This is a genomic window from Anabaena sp. FACHB-1391 (genome assembly GCF_014696755.1).
Classification (GTDB): domain Bacteria; phylum Cyanobacteriota; class Cyanobacteriia; order Cyanobacteriales; family Nostocaceae; genus Dolichospermum; species Dolichospermum planctonicum.
Map to the genome: position 1 here is coordinate 46,883 of NZ_JACJQS010000001.1, position 15,819 is coordinate 62,701.

Consider the following 15,819-nt stretch of genomic DNA (forward strand, 5'->3'; position numbering starts at 1 on the left):
TACCTCTTGCTACTGGGGAGTATTAGTTGCGAAATCCTGTAAATTAAATTAAAGTCAGACTTGAAACTTTTATGAGTTCTACACCGAATAACTTACCCCTATGGGTACAGGACAGAGCTAAGGTAATTGCAGCCAGTACAGACGCTCAATGGCGCTATCAAAAGCCACCTGACTATACCCGTTCTCAACAGAACCTAGCTAAAGAGAGTATTCACCATCATTTAGAAGGTACACTGGAAGCAATTGTGGAAAACCTAGTCAGAACCTTTGAAATGGAAGTTTCATGGAAAACCAACCCCCAACAGTGGTTATCTGTCGTTAATGACAAATTCCGGGTGAGCAGCAATGGCGGCCAACAATATACCGCTGCTGAATTAGGTGCAAAAGGTACTTATAATTTATTTATGGCTGACTCTGAACATTACAAAGCTTCTGAAGAAAGTTTTGAATCATCCCATGATATCTTTCATAGTACCTTTCCCCAAGGATTTCCCTGGGAAGTATTAGCAGTTTATTCAGGTCCGCCTCATGTTACATTCAAATGGCGACACTGGGGACATTTTCAGGGTAAATACAAAGATTATGCACCAACGGGGGAAACAGTAGAAATGATCGGTATGAGTGTTGCCCATGTTACCGATGATTTAAAAATTGTTTCCTTAGAACACTATTTTGATAATGCCCTGTTCTTGGAAAAGTTGACAGCAGGTGGCAAAATAGAAAATAGTGACAATAATAAAGGTAGTGGTTGTCCCTTTGGTTCTTGGTTTCAGGGATTAAAGAAAAGTTAATTATGCGGGGTACAGCTTCAATACTGTACCATTATTACATTCCTGACTTCTGTTTTCATGATGTCAATGAAATGATGAATCAATACTAGAAGTCGGGGATGTTAACACCTTACCATAGAATTATGGATTAGTCAGTAAACACAGAAAATGGAAAAATATTATTACGTTTTGGCCAGTCAACACTTTCTCATAGAAGAAGAACCAATAGATGAAGTTCTCAAAGAACGGACTCGTCACTATCATGAACAAGAAAAAGAAATTGATTTTTGGTTAGTCAAGCAACCTGCTTTTTTAGAAGCACCAGAAATGAGAGATATTAAAAAGAAATGTCCTCAACCAGCAGCAGCAATTATTTCCACTAATGCCCAATTTATTACCTGGCTAAAATTACGATTAGAGTATGTCATTACTGGAGAATTTTCAGCCCCTTCTCACACTATACCTAATGCAATAGCCTCTCTTAGCACCGTTTCTTAATAGCGAACAGGGAATAGGGAACAAATCATAATTTCACCTTTTCCCCAATTATCAATTATCAATATTATGATATTATGCAAAAATTACCAACTTTATCGGGTGTTTTATTATTAGCATTTGCCCCCTTAATTAGCAATATTCATCCTGTTATTGCTCAACAAAATTTTGCTAATTGTCAACAACCAAATATAGGGGAATATTTATTATTAGTATTGAGTCCGACACCGGAAAATCAAAAGCAGTTGCGTACTGCATTACCGACTGAGCAAAAAACAGTTGTTTGTCAGTATAACAACCAAACAGTAACGCGAGTTGGTGGTTTTACAAATATTGATGATGCCAACCGTTGGGCGAGGTATATTCAAAATATAGTTGGTTTATCTGCCACTATTACCACTCGTGCAACAGAACCAGTGACCCGACAAGCAACTCAAACAATACCAAACACACAAACTACAAAAATCACCTACGACCCCAAAATATTAGGGGAAGGTTATGCAATTCTGGTAGATTATTTTAACCGTCCAGAAATGGTTAGTAGTCTGCGAAACGCTGTAGGAGGTGATGTAGGTTTTGTATCCTATGGACAACGCCCTTACTTACTCGCAGTTTATACTACCAATCAAAAAGAAGCATACAATACATTAAAAAAACTCAGTGAAACCGGATTTGTGGCCATTTTAGCAGATGGTCGGAAAGTGGTTTTACTACGCTCAATTGTGCGTTGATAATTCTTAGTTGTGTTAGTTGTTAGTTGTTTATTAACTAATGACAAACGACTAGTAGGCCGCCCTAGCTAACCAAGAAATAGTTACACCCAGAACCGAACCAGCAATAACTTGAACTGGTGTATGTCCCAATAATTCCTTGAGACGGTCTTGGAAAAAGTCAGGTTTTTCATGAAATAATTCATCAATCATTTGATTAAGTATCCGGGCTTGCTTACCGGCAGCTTGACGGACACCAGCGGCATCATACATAACAATAATCCTTGATCCCGGGGTTTTTGTCGTTCAAATTCTTGTTTAGTCATGATGAATACTTGATAGCTGTGGTTTTCTTCAGGTGGCGATGAAAGTCGCTAACCCGCATTTCTGATAAACAATGCGATTCCTACGGAGCGCCTCGCTTTGGTGAGAAATCCGGGGTATTTCGTATAATATAATCAAAGCTGCGAATAACTCAACAACCGCAGTATCCCAGTTGAAAAACTCTGAAACTGCACATCTTAAAGGTTCAAAATAGTTCCTATTCGTAATTATCTCATTCCCAGTCGGAGACTGGGAATGCTATCACAGAGGCTCTGACTCCAGACTCCACTGTTTTTGAAGGCAGAGCCTTCTAGAATTCATTCCCATATAGAGTATGGGAACGAGAGATGGGAACGAGAAATTATTTTAATGTTTTTGGATTTTTAATTCACATTGTTGGAAAATATAATTCACCGCAGCAAATAATTTATCTAAATCTTGAATCATATACAGATTTTTATTTCGAGTAAATACATCACCAACCAACTTTCCAAATTGCCATATTTTCCCGTTAGAAACAATTCCAAAAATATCACTAACAAAATCATCATTAATTCTCTGAACTGCGATCATTTCAGCTAAACACTGACTCCAACCTTCTTCAAATTTGTCTTGTTTAGCTTCAACTATCAAAAAATAAGGTTTATCAAAAACAATTGTACTTAAAGAGTTTCGCTGTGTCACAGTATAATCAGGAATACCTGATAAATCCTCATCATAAGCTAATGCTTCATGACTCCAAAGAGTTAATTTACTTCGGTAAGGTTTCCATACTTCTTTCAATACTGGATAAATGAGATTTTCACAAATAGCATCTTCGGAGTTATCAATAACTCCATCTGTAAATAGCAAGTCTAATTCCTCCTTAAAAGATTCCTTAGCCGGAAATTCTACTTCCAACATAAAATTAGATTGCACATACTTGATTTGAAATTTTTTAATGACTGAACTAATACTTTTATAATTGCTAAATGCCATAAAATTGTGTCAATCCTTAAATCCTTATGACAAGGGAACAGGGAACAGGTTTTGGGCAACTTTACTTTTCGTTACTTATGTCGGTTTTTTTCCGTTCACCTACTTATAGCTTCCCATTGTACATCACGAAAATCAGCGTTTGGGTTATTCAAAGCCCGACGCAGAAGGACTAATGCTTTTTCTCTAAGTATGGTTGTCATATATGCTGCGTATCTACTTGCCATACTATTGTATCACAAAGGATAACCAACACCATTTGTAATAGGTTGATCATCTGGGAAATCCGGGCAATTACCAATGACTAGTAGGCCGCCCTAGCTAACCAAGAAATAGTTACACCCAGAACCGAACCAGCAATAACTTGAACTGGTGTATGTCCCAATAACTCCTTGAGACGGTCTTGGAAAAAGTCCGGTTTTTCATGAAATAATTCATCAATCATTTGATTAAGTATCCGGGCTTGCTTACCGGCAGCTTGACGGACACCAGCAGCATCATACATAACAATAATAGCAAAAACCGCAGCTAGAGCAAATTCTGGAGATGCCCAGCCCAAAGTTTGTCCTACACCGTCTGCTAGGGCTGTCACTAGGGCTGAATGGGCGCTAGGCATACCCCCAGTCGTGACTAGGACACGCACATCTAATTTTTGGTGTTTGACTAACTCAACGATCAGCTTTAATCCTTGAGCCAAAAAACAAGCTACAAGCGCAACCAACAGCACCCGGTTGTTAATAATTTCGCCTATGCCTATGTCCTGCATGGTATTTTGGTGAGGTTAGTAAGTGTGAGTAGTGGTTGTGTGGAGGAAAAATGAGGATACAAGCCGCCAAAATCCAAAATAGAGGTTAGTGATTGCGGCTGGTGATAAAATGAGCGAGCGCTTGGAGAGGAATAGCTTTTTCCCCATAAAATTCTAATTCAGCACAAGCCTCAGCAACTAGTTGTTGAGCTTTAGCGCGAGATTCTTCAATTCCCCACAAACTAGGATAGGTGACTTTTTTAGCTGCTAGATCCTTACCAGCGGTTTTACCTAACTGTTCTTGGGTAGCAGTAATATCTAGAATATCATCAATGATTTGGAAAGCGAGACCAATATTTTGAGAATAACGAGTTAATTTTTGCACATCTTGAGCAGATGCACCGGCAATAATTCCTCCACAAACTACAGAAGCTTCTAACAGGGCTGCGGTTTTATGATTATGAATAAAATTCAGAGTTTCTAGGGAAATATCTGATTTACCTTCCGATTCTAAATCTACTACCTGGCCACCGACTAAGCCAGCCGCACCCAAAGCCTTGGCCAGACGAATAATTACTTGTAAAACCCTATCCTTGGGTACATTTTCAGGAGTTTGGGCGGCCACATACTCAAAAGCTAAGGCCAATAAACCATCTCCTGCTAAAATAGCCACATCTTCACCATAGACTTTATGATTTGTCAATTTACCACGACGATAATCATCATTATCCATAGCGGGTAAATCATCATGAATCAGTGACATGGTATGGATCATTTCTACCGCGCAAGCTGTGGCCATGGCCATTTCTATTGTGCCACCAATCATGTCGGCGGTAGCCAGACAGAGAATAGGACGAACTCGTTTACCTCCAGCTAAGAGGGAGTAGCGCATGGCTTCATAAATCTTTTCTGGATAAACGACGGTAATGGAATTATCCAAAGCCTGTTCGCAAAGCTGTTGTCGTTCTTTGAGATAGGTAGCGAGGTTAAAACTAGCCGACTCTGATTTTTTTGGGGTTGTCAATTTTTCATCCGTTGCTACCATGCTTTGTATTCCTCTTAACTGTTCAAAATATGGGGCTGTTGTTTGCGATCTGTATACTAATTTTACGGAGGTTGGGGACGGAAACACTCACGGAATTTTAGATTTTAGATTTTAAATTTTGGATTGGAGATTCAAAGTTTACAATCTCCAGGAGTTTGAAGCCGCATTCATAAAAATTATTTCTCAATTGTCTGTTCTTTGTAAATAGCTAGAAACAGTATTTTGCAGTAACATAGCCACCGTCATTGGACCGATACCACCAGGAACAGGGGTAATATATTCTGCTACATTAGCGATCGCTTCAAACTGAATATCACCAACCAAACGACTTTTGCCACTGTTATCTGTAACTCGATTTATCCCTACATCTACCACAACCGCACCCGATTTTACCATATCAGCGGTAATCATCCCCGGAATACCTGTGGCTGCAATGAGAATATCAGCATTTTGGGTAATGTCCGGTAAATTCTGAGATTTTGAATGAGCAATTGTGACTGTAGCATTAGCCTCTAATAACATCAATGCCATGGGTTTCCCTACTAAAATACTACGTCCTACCACTACGGCTTTTTTCCCCTGTAAAGGAATTTTGTATTCCCTTAATAAGCGCATCACACCCGCGGGAGTACAACTGCGTAGACCTGTTTCACCCCGTACCAGTCGCCCTAAATTCACCGGGTGGAGTCCATCAGCGTCTTTATCCGGTGCAATTCGATGTAGTAGACTGACAGCATCTAAATGATTGGGTAAGGGCAATTGTACCAAAATTCCATCTACCCTTTCATCTTCGTTGAGTTCAGCAATGACTTCCTCCAGTTCAGTTTGACTGGTTTGGGTGGGGAAGTGTTTACCAAAAGAGGTAATTCCCACTTTAGCACAGGATTTTTCTTTGTTGCGGACATAAGCGGCTGATGCTGGGTTATCACCAACCATTAATACTGCTAAACCAGGAGGTCGGCCAATTTTACCCTGTAATTTAGTGATTGTCTCGCTGAGTTCTATTTGAATTTTATCGGCTAATGCCTTACCATCTAGTATTTTGGCAGTTTGTATATTCATAAAGAAGGGAATAGGGAAAAGTTTTTGATTTTCATCTTTCGTCTGCATCCTGATCTTTTGTTTATTTATTTATTCATTTTCTCATTTTCCCAGTCCCCTAAAATTAAATTTTTGCAGTAAAATACTAACTTGCTTTATTCACCAATTTCCAGAATAATAAATATTAGGTTATGTGAATATAAGCACAAGTCGCATACCCCAACTACTTATCCATCGTGCAAGATACCGACTCCATGAATGACATTGCTGCTGCACTCCAACAACCAGCGGATTTAGATTTTCAACTACCCGATCCAGAAGATGAACAAATTCCTGAGTCTGATTTTTTACAACAACTTGATGTAGCATGGCAGGTATGTGATCGTTTTGATTTGCAAACCGAAATTTGGCGAGGCCGGATTTTACGTTCTATCCGTGACAGAGAAAAAAAAGGCGGAGATGGGCGCGGTACAGGTTTTCTTAAATGGCTTAAAGAACGGGAAATCAGTAAAACCCAGGCCTACAGTTGGATTCAATTGGCTAATAGTGCTGATACCCTGATTTCTGATGGCAAACTCGACCCGGACACAGTTAATAACTTTAGTAAACGGGCTTTTGTCGAAACTGCCAAAGCTGTACCAGAAGTACAACAGATGGTTAGTGAAGCGGCACAAAAAGGCGATCGCATTACCCGTCGAGAGGTCCGTCAACTCAGTGACGAATGGACAGCCATGTCTTCCGATTTATTACCGGAAGAAGTCAGGGAAAAAGCCGCCGATAACAGCCTCCCACCGCGCTACATTGCCCCTCTAGTCAAGGAAATGGAAAAACTGCCCGAACTGCACCAAAAGGCATTACAAAGGGATATAGCCGCCAATCCTGACGTTGATACTGTTAAACAAGCGACTTCAGAAGCCCGTCAATTAGCTAAATATCTCAAATCTGCTGCTCAGGTACAAGCGTTAATAGCGGAAGATGTAGATATTGAAACCGCATTAGAAGAAGCCCAAAGAGTCGGTTGTTTAAGTATTGCTGCTGACTTGGTAAATCAAGCATCTCAAATCGAACAAAGTATTGCTAAGTTGTATATGACTTGGAAAAAAATTGGTAATTTAGCGGATAGGTTATATGTAGATACGGGTGCAAGTACACCTAACCTGCGATCGCTCCTCACTTGTATAGAACCCCTTGGTGGTGAAATCATGGAACTGCAACTAAGCGGCGCAATAGAACATACTATCCGCTTACAAATCCAGGAAACAAATTAGCTTCGGGTGTTACCAATTCCTCCTTATTTAGGGTAACAGCGGTGCTGCTAATTCATCCATTTTTTTAGCAAGTTCAACATCTAAATTACTGATAGCATTACCAATATCGTGGGTAGTAAGATCAACTATAACAGTGTTGTAAACATTAAACCATTCCGGGTGATGTCCCATTTTTTCCGCATAAATACCGACACTAACCATCCAACCTAAGGCAGTTGCAAAAGAGTTAAATTTATATTCTTTGTACAATTTGCCATCTTTGATTTGCCATCCTGGTAAACTCTTGAGAGCTAGTGTTAGTTCAGTTTCGTTCAATTTTCGTGCTGTCATTTTCCTAACCTACACAGGGATTTTATCAATCGCTATTCTATCTAATTACCATCTTCGGCGATTTTTGTGCTTCCATCTTTTGAGTAATATTCGCAAATAGCGAAAACTGAAATAACGGCTATACTTTTGCACCACTTCTTTTCCCACCAACAGCACCCCTGGCCAAAACAAAACTTCGGCCAAGACTAATAAAGCTGGTACTAATAGGGCTTTTTGAGCCAGGGAAATCGGTAAAAATGGTACAATGACAGCGATGGCTAACCAGGGAGAAAATGAGATAATGATTAAAATTAAACCTAGATTTTGCATATTTTATGTTTTTTTAAATAAAATTATATTTAACTCAGTATAGAGAATAATCTATTTTTTATCAAAACTCCGATCTGGAGATGTCTAATTAGTCAATTCCTATTTGGCTGAAATACAGATTTATCCGCGCATATTTGCGTTTATCTGCGTTTAATTACTTATTTTGACACCGCAGTTGAAATAGTAAAGGCTATAAAATCTGAATTAACTTAAACTGCGATCGCTACTAAGGTAGAATTAGTAAAGGCCAGTCAAAACTTTCTTTCCATAGCGCCCGATAATTGGCTAGAGTCCAATTACTGGGGAAAATCGCTGCTTTTGTTACCTAAACTCCCAGAAATGTGGAGAAAATCACAATTAGCGGCAGGAAAACGATAAATACACCTGTTAGCACCACTAACAGGCTTAAAAAATTGGCATTTTTGAGATTCCAATTTAGCTTGGACATTGGTTATGACTTCATGTATTTGTTTTTCTGGTACTAAAACATCAGTAAAAACTAATCTAATCACTATAGTTCCTTGTTAAGTTAAATTAAATCACAGTGATCATTATCCCCAATTTTATCGGGCAAGTTAAGTTTTTGTATCCAATGAGTAGGGTTAACGGAGTAATACAGAATATGCAGCAGATTTTAGACCAGGTCAAAGAAATTGATGTCCAAAGTGAAGAAATTGATTTCCAAAGTGAAGTATATAAAGATGCTTATAGCCGCATTAATGCTATCGTCATTGAAGGGGAACAAGAAGCCCACGAAAATTACATAACATTATCTCAACTATTACCGGCACAAGCAGAGGAATTAATTCGCCTGTCAAAAATGGAAAGTCGCCACAAAAAGGGATTTGAAGCCTGTGGAAAGAATTTAAAAGTAACTCCAGATCTGGAATTTGCCAAGGAGTTTTTCTCAGGATTGCACAAAAACTTCCAAACCGCAGCAGCAGAAGGTAAAATAGTTACTTGTTTGCTAATTCAATCTTTAATTATTGAATGTTTTGCGATCGCAGCCTATAACATATATATTCCCGTGGCTGACGACTTTGCCAAGAAAATTACAGAAGGAGTTGTCAAAGAAGAATACAGTCATCTTAACTTTGGTGAGGTGTGGCTGCAAAAAAACTTTACAGAATCCAAGGCTGAATTAGAGCAAGCAAACCGTCAAAATCTGCCCATTGTCTGGAAAATGCTGAATGAAGTAGCAGACGATGCCAAAGTTCTAGCAATGGAAAAAGACGCTCTAGTAGAAGACTTCATGATTCAATATGGCGAAGCATTAAGTAACATAGGCTTTACCACCCGTGACATCATGCGTCTTTCTGCTTACGGACTCGCAACTGCTTAAATACTAACCATAGGGGTGACAATTTCGTTACCCCGGAGGATTGCTGAATAATTCCCAAGTTTTGCACGACAGCACACGCCTAATATATCACTCCATGTTTGGTTTAATTGGACATCTGACTAGTTTAGAACACGCTCAATCAGTAGCTCAAGAATTGGGATATCCAGAATATGCCGATCAAGGGCTAGACTTTTGGTGTAGCGCCCCGCCACAAATAGTTGATCATATCACTGTCACCAGTATTACGGGACAGAAAATAGAAGGAAAGTATGTAGAATCTTGTTTTTTACCGGAAATGCTGGCTAATAGGCGGATTAAAGCCGCAACACGCAAAATCCTCAACGCTATGGCTCATGCACAAAAGCATGGCATTGATATTACAGCTTTGGGGGGATTTTCCTCAATTATCTTTGAAAACTTTAATTTAGAACAGTTTAAACAAGTTCGCAATATTAATCTAGAGTTTGAACGCTTTACTACAGGCAATACTCATACAGCTTACATTATTTGCAAGCAAGTAGAAACAGCATCCCAAAAACTAGGAATTGAATTATCCCAAGCAACTGTGGCTGTGTGTGGGGCGACGGGGGATATTGGTAGCGCAGTAACCCGCTGGTTAGATAAAAAAACAGATGTCCAAGAATTGCTATTAATTGCCAGAAATCAAGAACGTTTGCAAGAACTACAAGCAGAACTAGGACGGGGTAAAATAATGGGGTTACAGGAGGCATTACCCGAAGCGGATATTGTCGTCTGGGTGGCTAGTATGCCCAAAGGCGTAGAAATTGATCCAACCACATTAAAGCAACCCTGTCTATTAATTGATGGTGGTTATCCTAAAAACTTAGGCACAAAAATCCAGCATCCGGGGGTATATGTTTTAAATGGTGGCATTGTGGAGCATTCCCTAGATATTGACTGGAAAATTATGAAAATTGTCAACATGGATGTACCAGGCCGCCAATTATTTGCTTGTTTTGCCGAATCAATGCTACTGGAATTTGAGAAGTTATATACAAACTTTTCTTGGGGTCGTAATCAGATTACCGTAGACAAAATGGAGCAAATTGGTCGAGTGTCTATCAAACACGGTTTTAGACCATTGGTAGTTTAGTCAAAAGGCAAAAGGCAAGAGGCAAGAGGCAAGGGGTAAGAGGCAAGAGGCAAGAGGCAAAGATAAATATTCTCCTGGTTTTCCTATTCCCTGTTAAGAGTTCCCTGTTCCCTATTCCCTATTCCCTGTTAAGAGTTCCCTATTCCCTATTCCCTATTCCCTATTCCCTATTCCCTTAATATGGCAACAACTGAGCGTAAACCGCTACTATTAGATTTTGAAAAGCCTTTAGCAGAATTGGCCACTCGAATTGAGCAAATTCGCCAACTAGCTGAAGAGAATGGTGTTGATGTTTCCGGACAAATTCGCCAACTGGAAGCACGGGCTATGCAGTTGCGGGAGGAGATTTTTAGTAGTCTGACACCATCCCAACGACTACAAGTAGCTCGTCATCCTCGCCGACCTAGCACTTTAGACTATATTCAGTCTATCAGTGATGAGTGGATGGAGTTACACGGCGATCGCTGTGGCGGAGATGATCCCGCTTTAGTGGGTGGTGTCGGCCGTTTGGCTGGACAACCGGTAATGATGTTAGGACATCAAAAAGGTCGGGATACCAAAGATAACGTTGCCCGGAACTTTGGTATGGCTGCGCCTGGAGGCTACCGTAAGGCTCTGCGGCTCATGGAACACGCCAATAAGTTTAATATGCCAATTTTGAGCTTTATTGATACTCCTGGGGCTTGGGCGGGCATAGAAGCGGAACACCAGGGACAAGGAGAAGCGATCGCCTATAACTTGCGGGAAATGTTCTGCTTTGACGTACCCATTATTTGTACAGTGATTGGTGAAGGTGGATCCGGTGGGGCGTTGGGTATTGGTGTTGGCGATCATTTACTGATGTTTGAACACTCAGTTTATACAGTTGCTACCCCGGAAGCTTGTGCTGCAATTTTGTGGAAAGATGCTAGTAAATCCCCTCAAGCAGCGGTAGCCTTAAAAATTATCTCCCATGATCTGAAAAATTTGGGAATTATTGATGAAATTATTCCTGAACCTTTGGGTGGCGCACATTCTGACCCATTAACAGCGGCTACTAATTTGAAACAAGCCTTGGTAGAAAACTTAGATAAACTTAACCGTTTCACCCCCGCTGAACGTCGCCAACTCCGTTATGATAAATTCCGTAATATTGGTGTTTTTACAGAACTTGCTCAGTGAAATACTTACAGCTATCCCAAGGTGATCAGCCGCATAACATAACCAGGACTTAGGCAACTGGGACATTGGTAGGGTGCTGTTGATATTTGACGTACCCTACAACAGATTTTTTAGTGTGACATTTGCGTAAGTCTTAATATTATTTATCTCCCTGATAGGTAAATGAGCGGCTGCTGCTGGTGAAGCTAAAAAAATTCAAGACAATCCCATAGAATTACAGTAATGCTATAATTGCCTATGGCTGCTTCAAGATTTTTAACAATCCTCTCAGCTATAAGCATTTGTATTTACTTGATTTTATAAGTAGCTGTTGGCTCACAGCACTGGCAAAAAGTTGGCAAATATCATGAATTTTGAGCAAAAAAGACGGGCTTTGATGACTGGGGATAGTAGCGGAATTGGGACAGCAACAGCTTTAGCTTATGCCAAAGCTGGGATAGATGTAGCATTAGTCAGCCGTTCTCAAGATAAATTAGAGTCCGTAGCTAAAGCCGCACATTAAAAGTGGAAGGTGAAACCTTCTGTTTTCTAATTGGTGATTTCGTTATTTATCTCTATGAATGATAATTGACAACTGACAACTGACAACTGACAACGGACAACAGACAACTGACAACGGACAACAGACAACAGACAACGGACAACAGACCACTGACCACTGACTAACTACTAAAATTTAATCATGACTATCGCTGGTTCAAACGGTTCTAATCGCTTTCAATCTCCCCTGATTCCTGATTTAGCAGAAACTATCAATGTTCGACCAGACCGCAACACTCACGGTGGTAAAGCAGCAGAAATACATCCACCATCTGAGGAAACAATGGATGAAATGATGGCAGCTGTACGGACAATGCTAGTGGGAGTAGGGGAAGATCCTGAACGAGAAGGACTTCTGAAAACGCCCAAGCGTGTAGCTAAAGCTATGAAGTTTCTCACTAGTGGCTACAATGAATCCCTAGAAGACCTCATCAATGGTGCGATATTTGATGAAGGACATGATGAGATGGTACTGGTTAGAGATATTAACTTCTTTAGCTTGTGTGAACATCATATGTTACCTTTTATGGGTAGGGCGCACGTTGCCTATATTCCTAATCAAAAGGTTGTAGGATTAAGTAAATTAGCGCGGATTGTTGAGATGTATTCTCGTAGATTGCAAGTCCAAGAAAGACTAACTCGACAAATTGCGGAAGCACTGCAAACAGTTCTCGAACCCAAAGGTGTTGCTGTGGTCATGGAAGCTAGTCATATGTGTATGGTGATGCGCGGAGTGCAAAAACCCGGTTCTTGGACAGTGACTAGTTCCATGGTGGGTGTATTCCAAGAAGAACAAAAAACTCGTGAGGAATTTTTCAACTTGATTCGTCACCAAGCGTCCTTCTTTTAGTGAAGAATGGGTAATGGGTAATGGGTAATAGGTAACAAAAATTTTCCCATTACCACTGACTACTGACTACTGACTACTGGCCAATTAGCAAGCCTTTCAAACAATAAAGCCACTTTAGCTAAATTTTTGTGACCTGGTGAGTGTTCGACACCACTGGATAAATCAATACCATTGGGTTTAATCTGCGCTAACGCAGTCAAAATATTATCTGGTGTGAGTCCTCCCGCTAAAAACCAAGGAAGACTGGGACTAAATTCCTGATTTAACTGATACCAATCTAAAGTTTGTCCTGTTCCTCCTAGTTGTTGTGGATGGTAAGCATCAAGTAGTAGAGTATCTACATAATCGGTGTAATTTCTGGTGGTTTGTAGATGCTCTAAACTGCGGACTCGGAAAGCTTTGATAATTTCTACTTGGGGGAGAAATTGACGTAATTGATGGCAAAATTCTGGTGTTTCTTCTCCATGTAACTGCACACCAGTCAAACCAGACTCCGTAACTACTTGACTAATTTCTGAAATAGTGGTATTGGCAAAAACGCCGATTTTATCAATATTTTGGGAAATGGGAGTAATAGCGGTCTGAATTTGAGCTATAGTAACGTAACGAGGAGAATCAGGAACACAGATAAATCCTAGTGCAGTTGCACCCAGGGACGCTATGGCTATAGACTGCTGTGGTTGAGTAATGCCGCAAATTTTAACACGCATTTAATAGTGAAGCAAAGGCTTAATATCTGAAAAGTTACAAATAATCACAAATGTATATTAATTTAACTTAAAAAGTTTTGCTTTGTCTGATGTAATTTTATAATTCTGTAATATTCATTTTTTCATTGAGGAGAACACACCTTCATGTCATCAATCTTATTAGCCGCAGCATCTGTTCCTGTTACACCGGTGTGGAGTCCTACAGTAGGCATCATTATCAGCGCCAGCAGCGCAGTTGTGCTTTTATTCACTTTTGCACTGAAATCTGCTAAAGTTGGACCTGGGATGCCTATATTACCTGTAAGTGTACCAGGATTCATTGGGGCAATGGCTTTTGGTCATGTAATTGGTATTGGTATTGTGTTAGGACTGACTAACATTGGTCGTTTGTAATTGGATTAATATTCTTTTTTGTCATCAGCAATAGGTAATGAATTTACTTGTTGCTTTTTTGAACAAGATAAGATATTGATCTCCCTGACTTCTCAGAGAAGTCGGGGGTTGAAACGGATATATGGCTTTCTCTATAGTGATCAAAATCGGGAAATTGTCTATCCTAGAGTTAAGTAGGTTGGCGTGAAAAATTGTCGTTATGACAAGGGAACAGGTAACAGGTAACAGGTGACAGGTAACAGGTAACAGGTGCTACGCCACGGGGACAGGGAACAGGGAACTCTTAACTGGGAACTCTTAACTGGGAAGAGGTTTTGGGCAACTTTACTTTTCGTTACTTATGTCGTTTTTTTCCTTTCACCTACTTATACTTACATTTCTGACTATAAAAAAATTTCTGGAAATATCTAATAATGCAAACAAATTGGCAAATAGGTTCTTTATTTGGCATTCCTTTGTTTTTAGACCCCTTATGGTTTCTAATTTTGGGGTTAACAACTCTCAATTTTGGTTTAACTTACCAACAATGGGGGACTGTCGCGGGTTGGGGTGCTGGTTTAATTATGGCACTGCTGTTATTTGTTTCCGTGTTGCTGCATGAATTAGGACATAGTTTGGTGGCACAATCCCAGGGAATTAAAGTTAATTCTATTACTTTATTTTTGTTTGGGGGAGTTGCGGCCATTGAGGAGGAATCGGAAACTCCAGGACTGGCTTTTCAGGTAGCGATCGCAGGTCCTGCGGTAAGTGTGATTCTATTTTTTCTACTGGGTCTAATAGCGACTGTAATTCCTGATAGTAACCTCCTGAATGAAATGACGGGAGATTTATCGAGAATTAACTTGGTTGTGGCTTTATTTAATTTAATTCCTGGTTTACCTTTGGATGGAGGACAGGTTTTAAAAGCTGCTTTATGGAAAATTACAGGAAACCGTTTTCAAGCAGTACATTGGGCTGCAAGGTCTGGACAAATTTTAGGTTACAGTGCGATCGCTTTAGGGTTTATTATTGATTTTTTGACTGGGGAATTTATCACGGGTTTATGGGTGGTTTTGATTGGCTGGTTTGCGGTTCGCAATGCTAACAGTTATGACCGTTTAACTACATTACAGGAAACGCTACTAAAACTAGTAGCAGCTGATACTATGACTCGTAATTTTCGGGTTGTTGATGCTAATCAAACTTTGCGACAATTCGCTGATTTATATCTTTTAGAAACGACTGTACCAGAGGTTTATTTTGCTGCTGCTGATGGTCGTTATCGCGGTTTGGTGGGGATTAATGATTTGCGAACTACGGAAAGAAGTGAATGGGAAAATCAAACTTTACAAACTATTGTTCATCCATTAACAGCAATTCCAACTGTTGTGGAATCTACTTCTTTAGCGGAGGTAATTAATAAACTGGAAGCTGAACAGTTACCCCGAATTACCGTTCTTTCTCCTGCTGATACTGTTGCTGGAATTATTGATAGGGGGGACATTGTTCAAGCATTAGCACAAAGGTTAAATTTACCTATTACTTCATCGGAAATCAAAAGAATTAAGGAAGAGGGTAATTTTCCTCCCGGTTTACAATTAGGGATGATAGCGAAATCTGTGGAAAAATGAAATTGTCTGCATCAGGATAACCAGGATTTAAGGATTTTCAGGATGAAATATCAAAAATTAAACGCAGATCAACGCAAATAAACGCAG

At 39.9% G+C, this 15,819-nt stretch carries 18 protein-coding genes and 2 pseudogenes; 11 read left to right on the top strand and 9 right to left on the bottom strand.

Going from position 1 to position 15,819, the window contains the following annotated elements:
• Positions 1–71: 71 nt before the first annotated feature.
• The 3 genes from H6F62_RS00275 to H6F62_RS00285 all read left to right on the top strand — a co-directional run bounded on the left by H6F62_RS00275 (position 72) and on the right by H6F62_RS00285 (position 1,996).
• The gene (locus tag H6F62_RS00275) at positions 72–791 is read left to right on the top strand and encodes an ester cyclase (protein WP_137906416.1); all 720 of its coding nucleotides are present in this window, start codon (positions 72–74) and stop codon (positions 789–791) included.
• A gap of 147 nt (positions 792–938) precedes the next feature.
• Positions 939–1,268 (top strand): MgPME-cyclase complex family protein, encoded by a 330-nt coding sequence (locus H6F62_RS00280; protein WP_137906417.1) that lies wholly within the window; start codon positions 939–941, stop codon positions 1,266–1,268.
• A 74-nt stretch (positions 1,269–1,342) separates the two neighbouring features.
• Positions 1,343–1,996 (top strand): hypothetical protein, encoded by a 654-nt coding sequence (locus H6F62_RS00285; RefSeq protein WP_137906418.1) that lies wholly within the window; start codon positions 1,343–1,345, stop codon positions 1,994–1,996.
• Between the two features lie 51 nt (positions 1,997–2,047).
• On the opposite strand, the pseudogene H6F62_RS00290 reads toward H6F62_RS00285, so the two are convergent.
• The 5 genes and pseudogenes from H6F62_RS00290 to folD form a co-directional block, all read right to left on the bottom strand.
• A pseudogene (locus tag H6F62_RS00290) lies at positions 2,048–2,257 on the bottom strand (divergent PAP2 family protein); the annotation flags it as partial.
• A 408-nt stretch (positions 2,258–2,665) separates the two neighbouring features.
• Entirely contained in the window at positions 2,666–3,277 is a 612-nt protein-coding gene (locus H6F62_RS00295; RefSeq protein ID WP_137906419.1) for a hypothetical protein, read from the bottom strand.
• Positions 3,278–3,578: 301 nt separating this feature from the next.
• On the bottom strand, positions 3,579–4,040 hold the full coding sequence (locus H6F62_RS00300) for a divergent PAP2 family protein (RefSeq protein ID WP_137906420.1): 462 nt from the start codon (positions 4,038–4,040) through the stop codon (positions 3,579–3,581).
• Between the two features lie 85 nt (positions 4,041–4,125).
• Positions 4,126–5,064 (bottom strand): geranylgeranyl diphosphate synthase CrtE, encoded by a 939-nt coding sequence (gene crtE / locus H6F62_RS00305; protein WP_190371057.1) that lies wholly within the window; start codon positions 5,062–5,064, stop codon positions 4,126–4,128.
• A 183-nt stretch (positions 5,065–5,247) separates the two neighbouring features.
• Complete coding sequence (gene folD / locus H6F62_RS00310) at positions 5,248–6,126, bottom strand: bifunctional methylenetetrahydrofolate dehydrogenase/methenyltetrahydrofolate cyclohydrolase FolD (protein ID WP_137906531.1); 879 nt, start codon at positions 6,124–6,126, stop codon at positions 5,248–5,250.
• 215 nt (positions 6,127–6,341) lie between these two features.
• Here folD and H6F62_RS00315 point away from each other — a divergent pair, with 215 nt between their 5' ends.
• Complete coding sequence (locus tag H6F62_RS00315; protein WP_137906422.1) at positions 6,342–7,373, top strand: hypothetical protein; 1,032 nt, start codon at positions 6,342–6,344, stop codon at positions 7,371–7,373.
• Between the two features lie 27 nt (positions 7,374–7,400).
• Here H6F62_RS00315 and H6F62_RS00320 read toward each other — a convergent pair whose 3' ends face one another.
• The 3 genes from H6F62_RS00320 to H6F62_RS00330 all read right to left on the bottom strand — a co-directional run bounded on the left by H6F62_RS00320 (position 7,401) and on the right by H6F62_RS00330 (position 8,524).
• Positions 7,401–7,703, bottom strand: coding sequence for a 4a-hydroxytetrahydrobiopterin dehydratase (locus H6F62_RS00320; RefSeq protein WP_190371058.1), 303 nt, complete (start codon positions 7,701–7,703; stop codon positions 7,401–7,403).
• A 45-nt stretch (positions 7,704–7,748) separates the two neighbouring features.
• Positions 7,749–8,012, bottom strand: a complete 264-nt coding sequence (locus H6F62_RS00325) for a transporter suffix domain-containing protein (RefSeq protein WP_190371059.1) — start codon at positions 8,010–8,012, stop codon at positions 7,749–7,751.
• Between the two features lie 296 nt (positions 8,013–8,308).
• A complete protein-coding gene (locus H6F62_RS00330) occupies positions 8,309–8,524 on the bottom strand; it encodes a hypothetical protein (protein WP_137906424.1) in 216 nt (71 codons plus the stop codon).
• Positions 8,525–8,634: 110 nt separating this feature from the next.
• Here H6F62_RS00330 and H6F62_RS00335 point away from each other — a divergent pair, with 110 nt between their 5' ends.
• The 5 genes and pseudogenes from H6F62_RS00335 (at position 8,635) to folE (ending at position 13,019) form a co-directional block, all read left to right on the top strand.
• Positions 8,635–9,354: an aldehyde oxygenase (deformylating) gene (locus H6F62_RS00335; protein WP_190371060.1), complete on the top strand. Its 720-nt coding sequence runs from the start codon at positions 8,635–8,637 to the stop codon at positions 9,352–9,354.
• A gap of 94 nt (positions 9,355–9,448) precedes the next feature.
• The gene (locus H6F62_RS00340) at positions 9,449–10,468 is read left to right on the top strand and encodes a long-chain acyl-[acyl-carrier-protein] reductase (RefSeq protein ID WP_137906532.1); all 1,020 of its coding nucleotides are present in this window, start codon (positions 9,449–9,451) and stop codon (positions 10,466–10,468) included.
• Between the two features lie 180 nt (positions 10,469–10,648).
• Positions 10,649–11,629: an acetyl-CoA carboxylase carboxyltransferase subunit alpha gene (locus tag H6F62_RS00345; RefSeq protein ID WP_137906426.1), complete on the top strand. Its 981-nt coding sequence runs from the start codon at positions 10,649–10,651 to the stop codon at positions 11,627–11,629.
• A gap of 346 nt (positions 11,630–11,975) precedes the next feature.
• A pseudogene (locus H6F62_RS00350) lies at positions 11,976–12,125 on the top strand (SDR family NAD(P)-dependent oxidoreductase); the annotation flags it as partial.
• Positions 12,126–12,311: 186 nt separating this feature from the next.
• Entirely contained in the window at positions 12,312–13,019 is a 708-nt protein-coding gene (gene folE, locus H6F62_RS00355) for a GTP cyclohydrolase I FolE (protein WP_137906427.1), read from the top strand.
• A 59-nt stretch (positions 13,020–13,078) separates the two neighbouring features.
• On the opposite strand, the gene H6F62_RS00360 is transcribed toward folE, so the two are convergent.
• The gene (locus tag H6F62_RS00360) at positions 13,079–13,729 is read right to left on the bottom strand and encodes a phosphoribosylanthranilate isomerase (protein ID WP_190371061.1); all 651 of its coding nucleotides are present in this window, start codon (positions 13,727–13,729) and stop codon (positions 13,079–13,081) included.
• Positions 13,730–13,873: 144 nt separating this feature from the next.
• Here H6F62_RS00360 and H6F62_RS00365 point away from each other — a divergent pair, with 144 nt between their 5' ends.
• Positions 13,874–14,122, top strand: a complete 249-nt coding sequence (locus tag H6F62_RS00365) for a photosystem I reaction center subunit PsaK (protein ID WP_137906429.1) — start codon at positions 13,874–13,876, stop codon at positions 14,120–14,122.
• Positions 14,123–14,535: 413 nt separating this feature from the next.
• Complete coding sequence (locus H6F62_RS00370; RefSeq protein ID WP_190371062.1) at positions 14,536–15,732, top strand: site-2 protease family protein; 1,197 nt, start codon at positions 14,536–14,538, stop codon at positions 15,730–15,732.
• Positions 15,733–15,819 lie beyond the last annotated feature (87 nt).

Excerpts from the sequence above, each read along its gene's own strand:
- H6F62_RS00340 (WP_137906532.1), top strand. The coding sequence starts at position 9,449 with ATGTTTGGTTTAATTGGACATCTGACTAGTTTAGAACACGCTCAATCA.
- H6F62_RS00325 (WP_190371059.1), bottom strand. The coding sequence starts at position 8,012 with ATGCAAAATCTAGGTTTAATTTTAATCATTATCTCATTTTCTCCCTGG.
- H6F62_RS00360 (WP_190371061.1), bottom strand. The coding sequence starts at position 13,729 with ATGCGTGTTAAAATTTGCGGCATTACTCAACCACAGCAGTCTATAGCC.
- H6F62_RS00320 (WP_190371058.1), bottom strand. The coding sequence starts at position 7,703 with ATGACAGCACGAAAATTGAACGAAACTGAACTAACACTAGCTCTCAAG.
- H6F62_RS00370 (WP_190371062.1), top strand. The coding sequence starts at position 14,536 with ATGCAAACAAATTGGCAAATAGGTTCTTTATTTGGCATTCCTTTGTTT.
- H6F62_RS00335 (WP_190371060.1), top strand. The coding sequence starts at position 8,635 with ATGCAGCAGATTTTAGACCAGGTCAAAGAAATTGATGTCCAAAGTGAA.
- H6F62_RS00345 (WP_137906426.1), top strand. The coding sequence starts at position 10,649 with ATGGCAACAACTGAGCGTAAACCGCTACTATTAGATTTTGAAAAGCCT.
- crtE (WP_190371057.1), bottom strand. The coding sequence starts at position 5,064 with ATGGTAGCAACGGATGAAAAATTGACAACCCCAAAAAAATCAGAGTCG.
- folE (WP_137906427.1), top strand. The coding sequence starts at position 12,312 with ATGACTATCGCTGGTTCAAACGGTTCTAATCGCTTTCAATCTCCCCTG.
- H6F62_RS00365 (WP_137906429.1), top strand. The coding sequence starts at position 13,874 with ATGTCATCAATCTTATTAGCCGCAGCATCTGTTCCTGTTACACCGGTG.
- H6F62_RS00275 (WP_137906416.1), top strand. The coding sequence starts at position 72 with ATGAGTTCTACACCGAATAACTTACCCCTATGGGTACAGGACAGAGCT.
- H6F62_RS00280 (WP_137906417.1), top strand. The coding sequence starts at position 939 with ATGGAAAAATATTATTACGTTTTGGCCAGTCAACACTTTCTCATAGAA.
- folD (WP_137906531.1), bottom strand. The coding sequence starts at position 6,126 with ATGAATATACAAACTGCCAAAATACTAGATGGTAAGGCATTAGCCGAT.
- H6F62_RS00285 (WP_137906418.1), top strand. The coding sequence starts at position 1,343 with ATGCAAAAATTACCAACTTTATCGGGTGTTTTATTATTAGCATTTGCC.
- H6F62_RS00300 (WP_137906420.1), bottom strand. The coding sequence starts at position 4,040 with ATGCAGGACATAGGCATAGGCGAAATTATTAACAACCGGGTGCTGTTG.
- H6F62_RS00295 (WP_137906419.1), bottom strand. The coding sequence starts at position 3,277 with ATGGCATTTAGCAATTATAAAAGTATTAGTTCAGTCATTAAAAAATTT.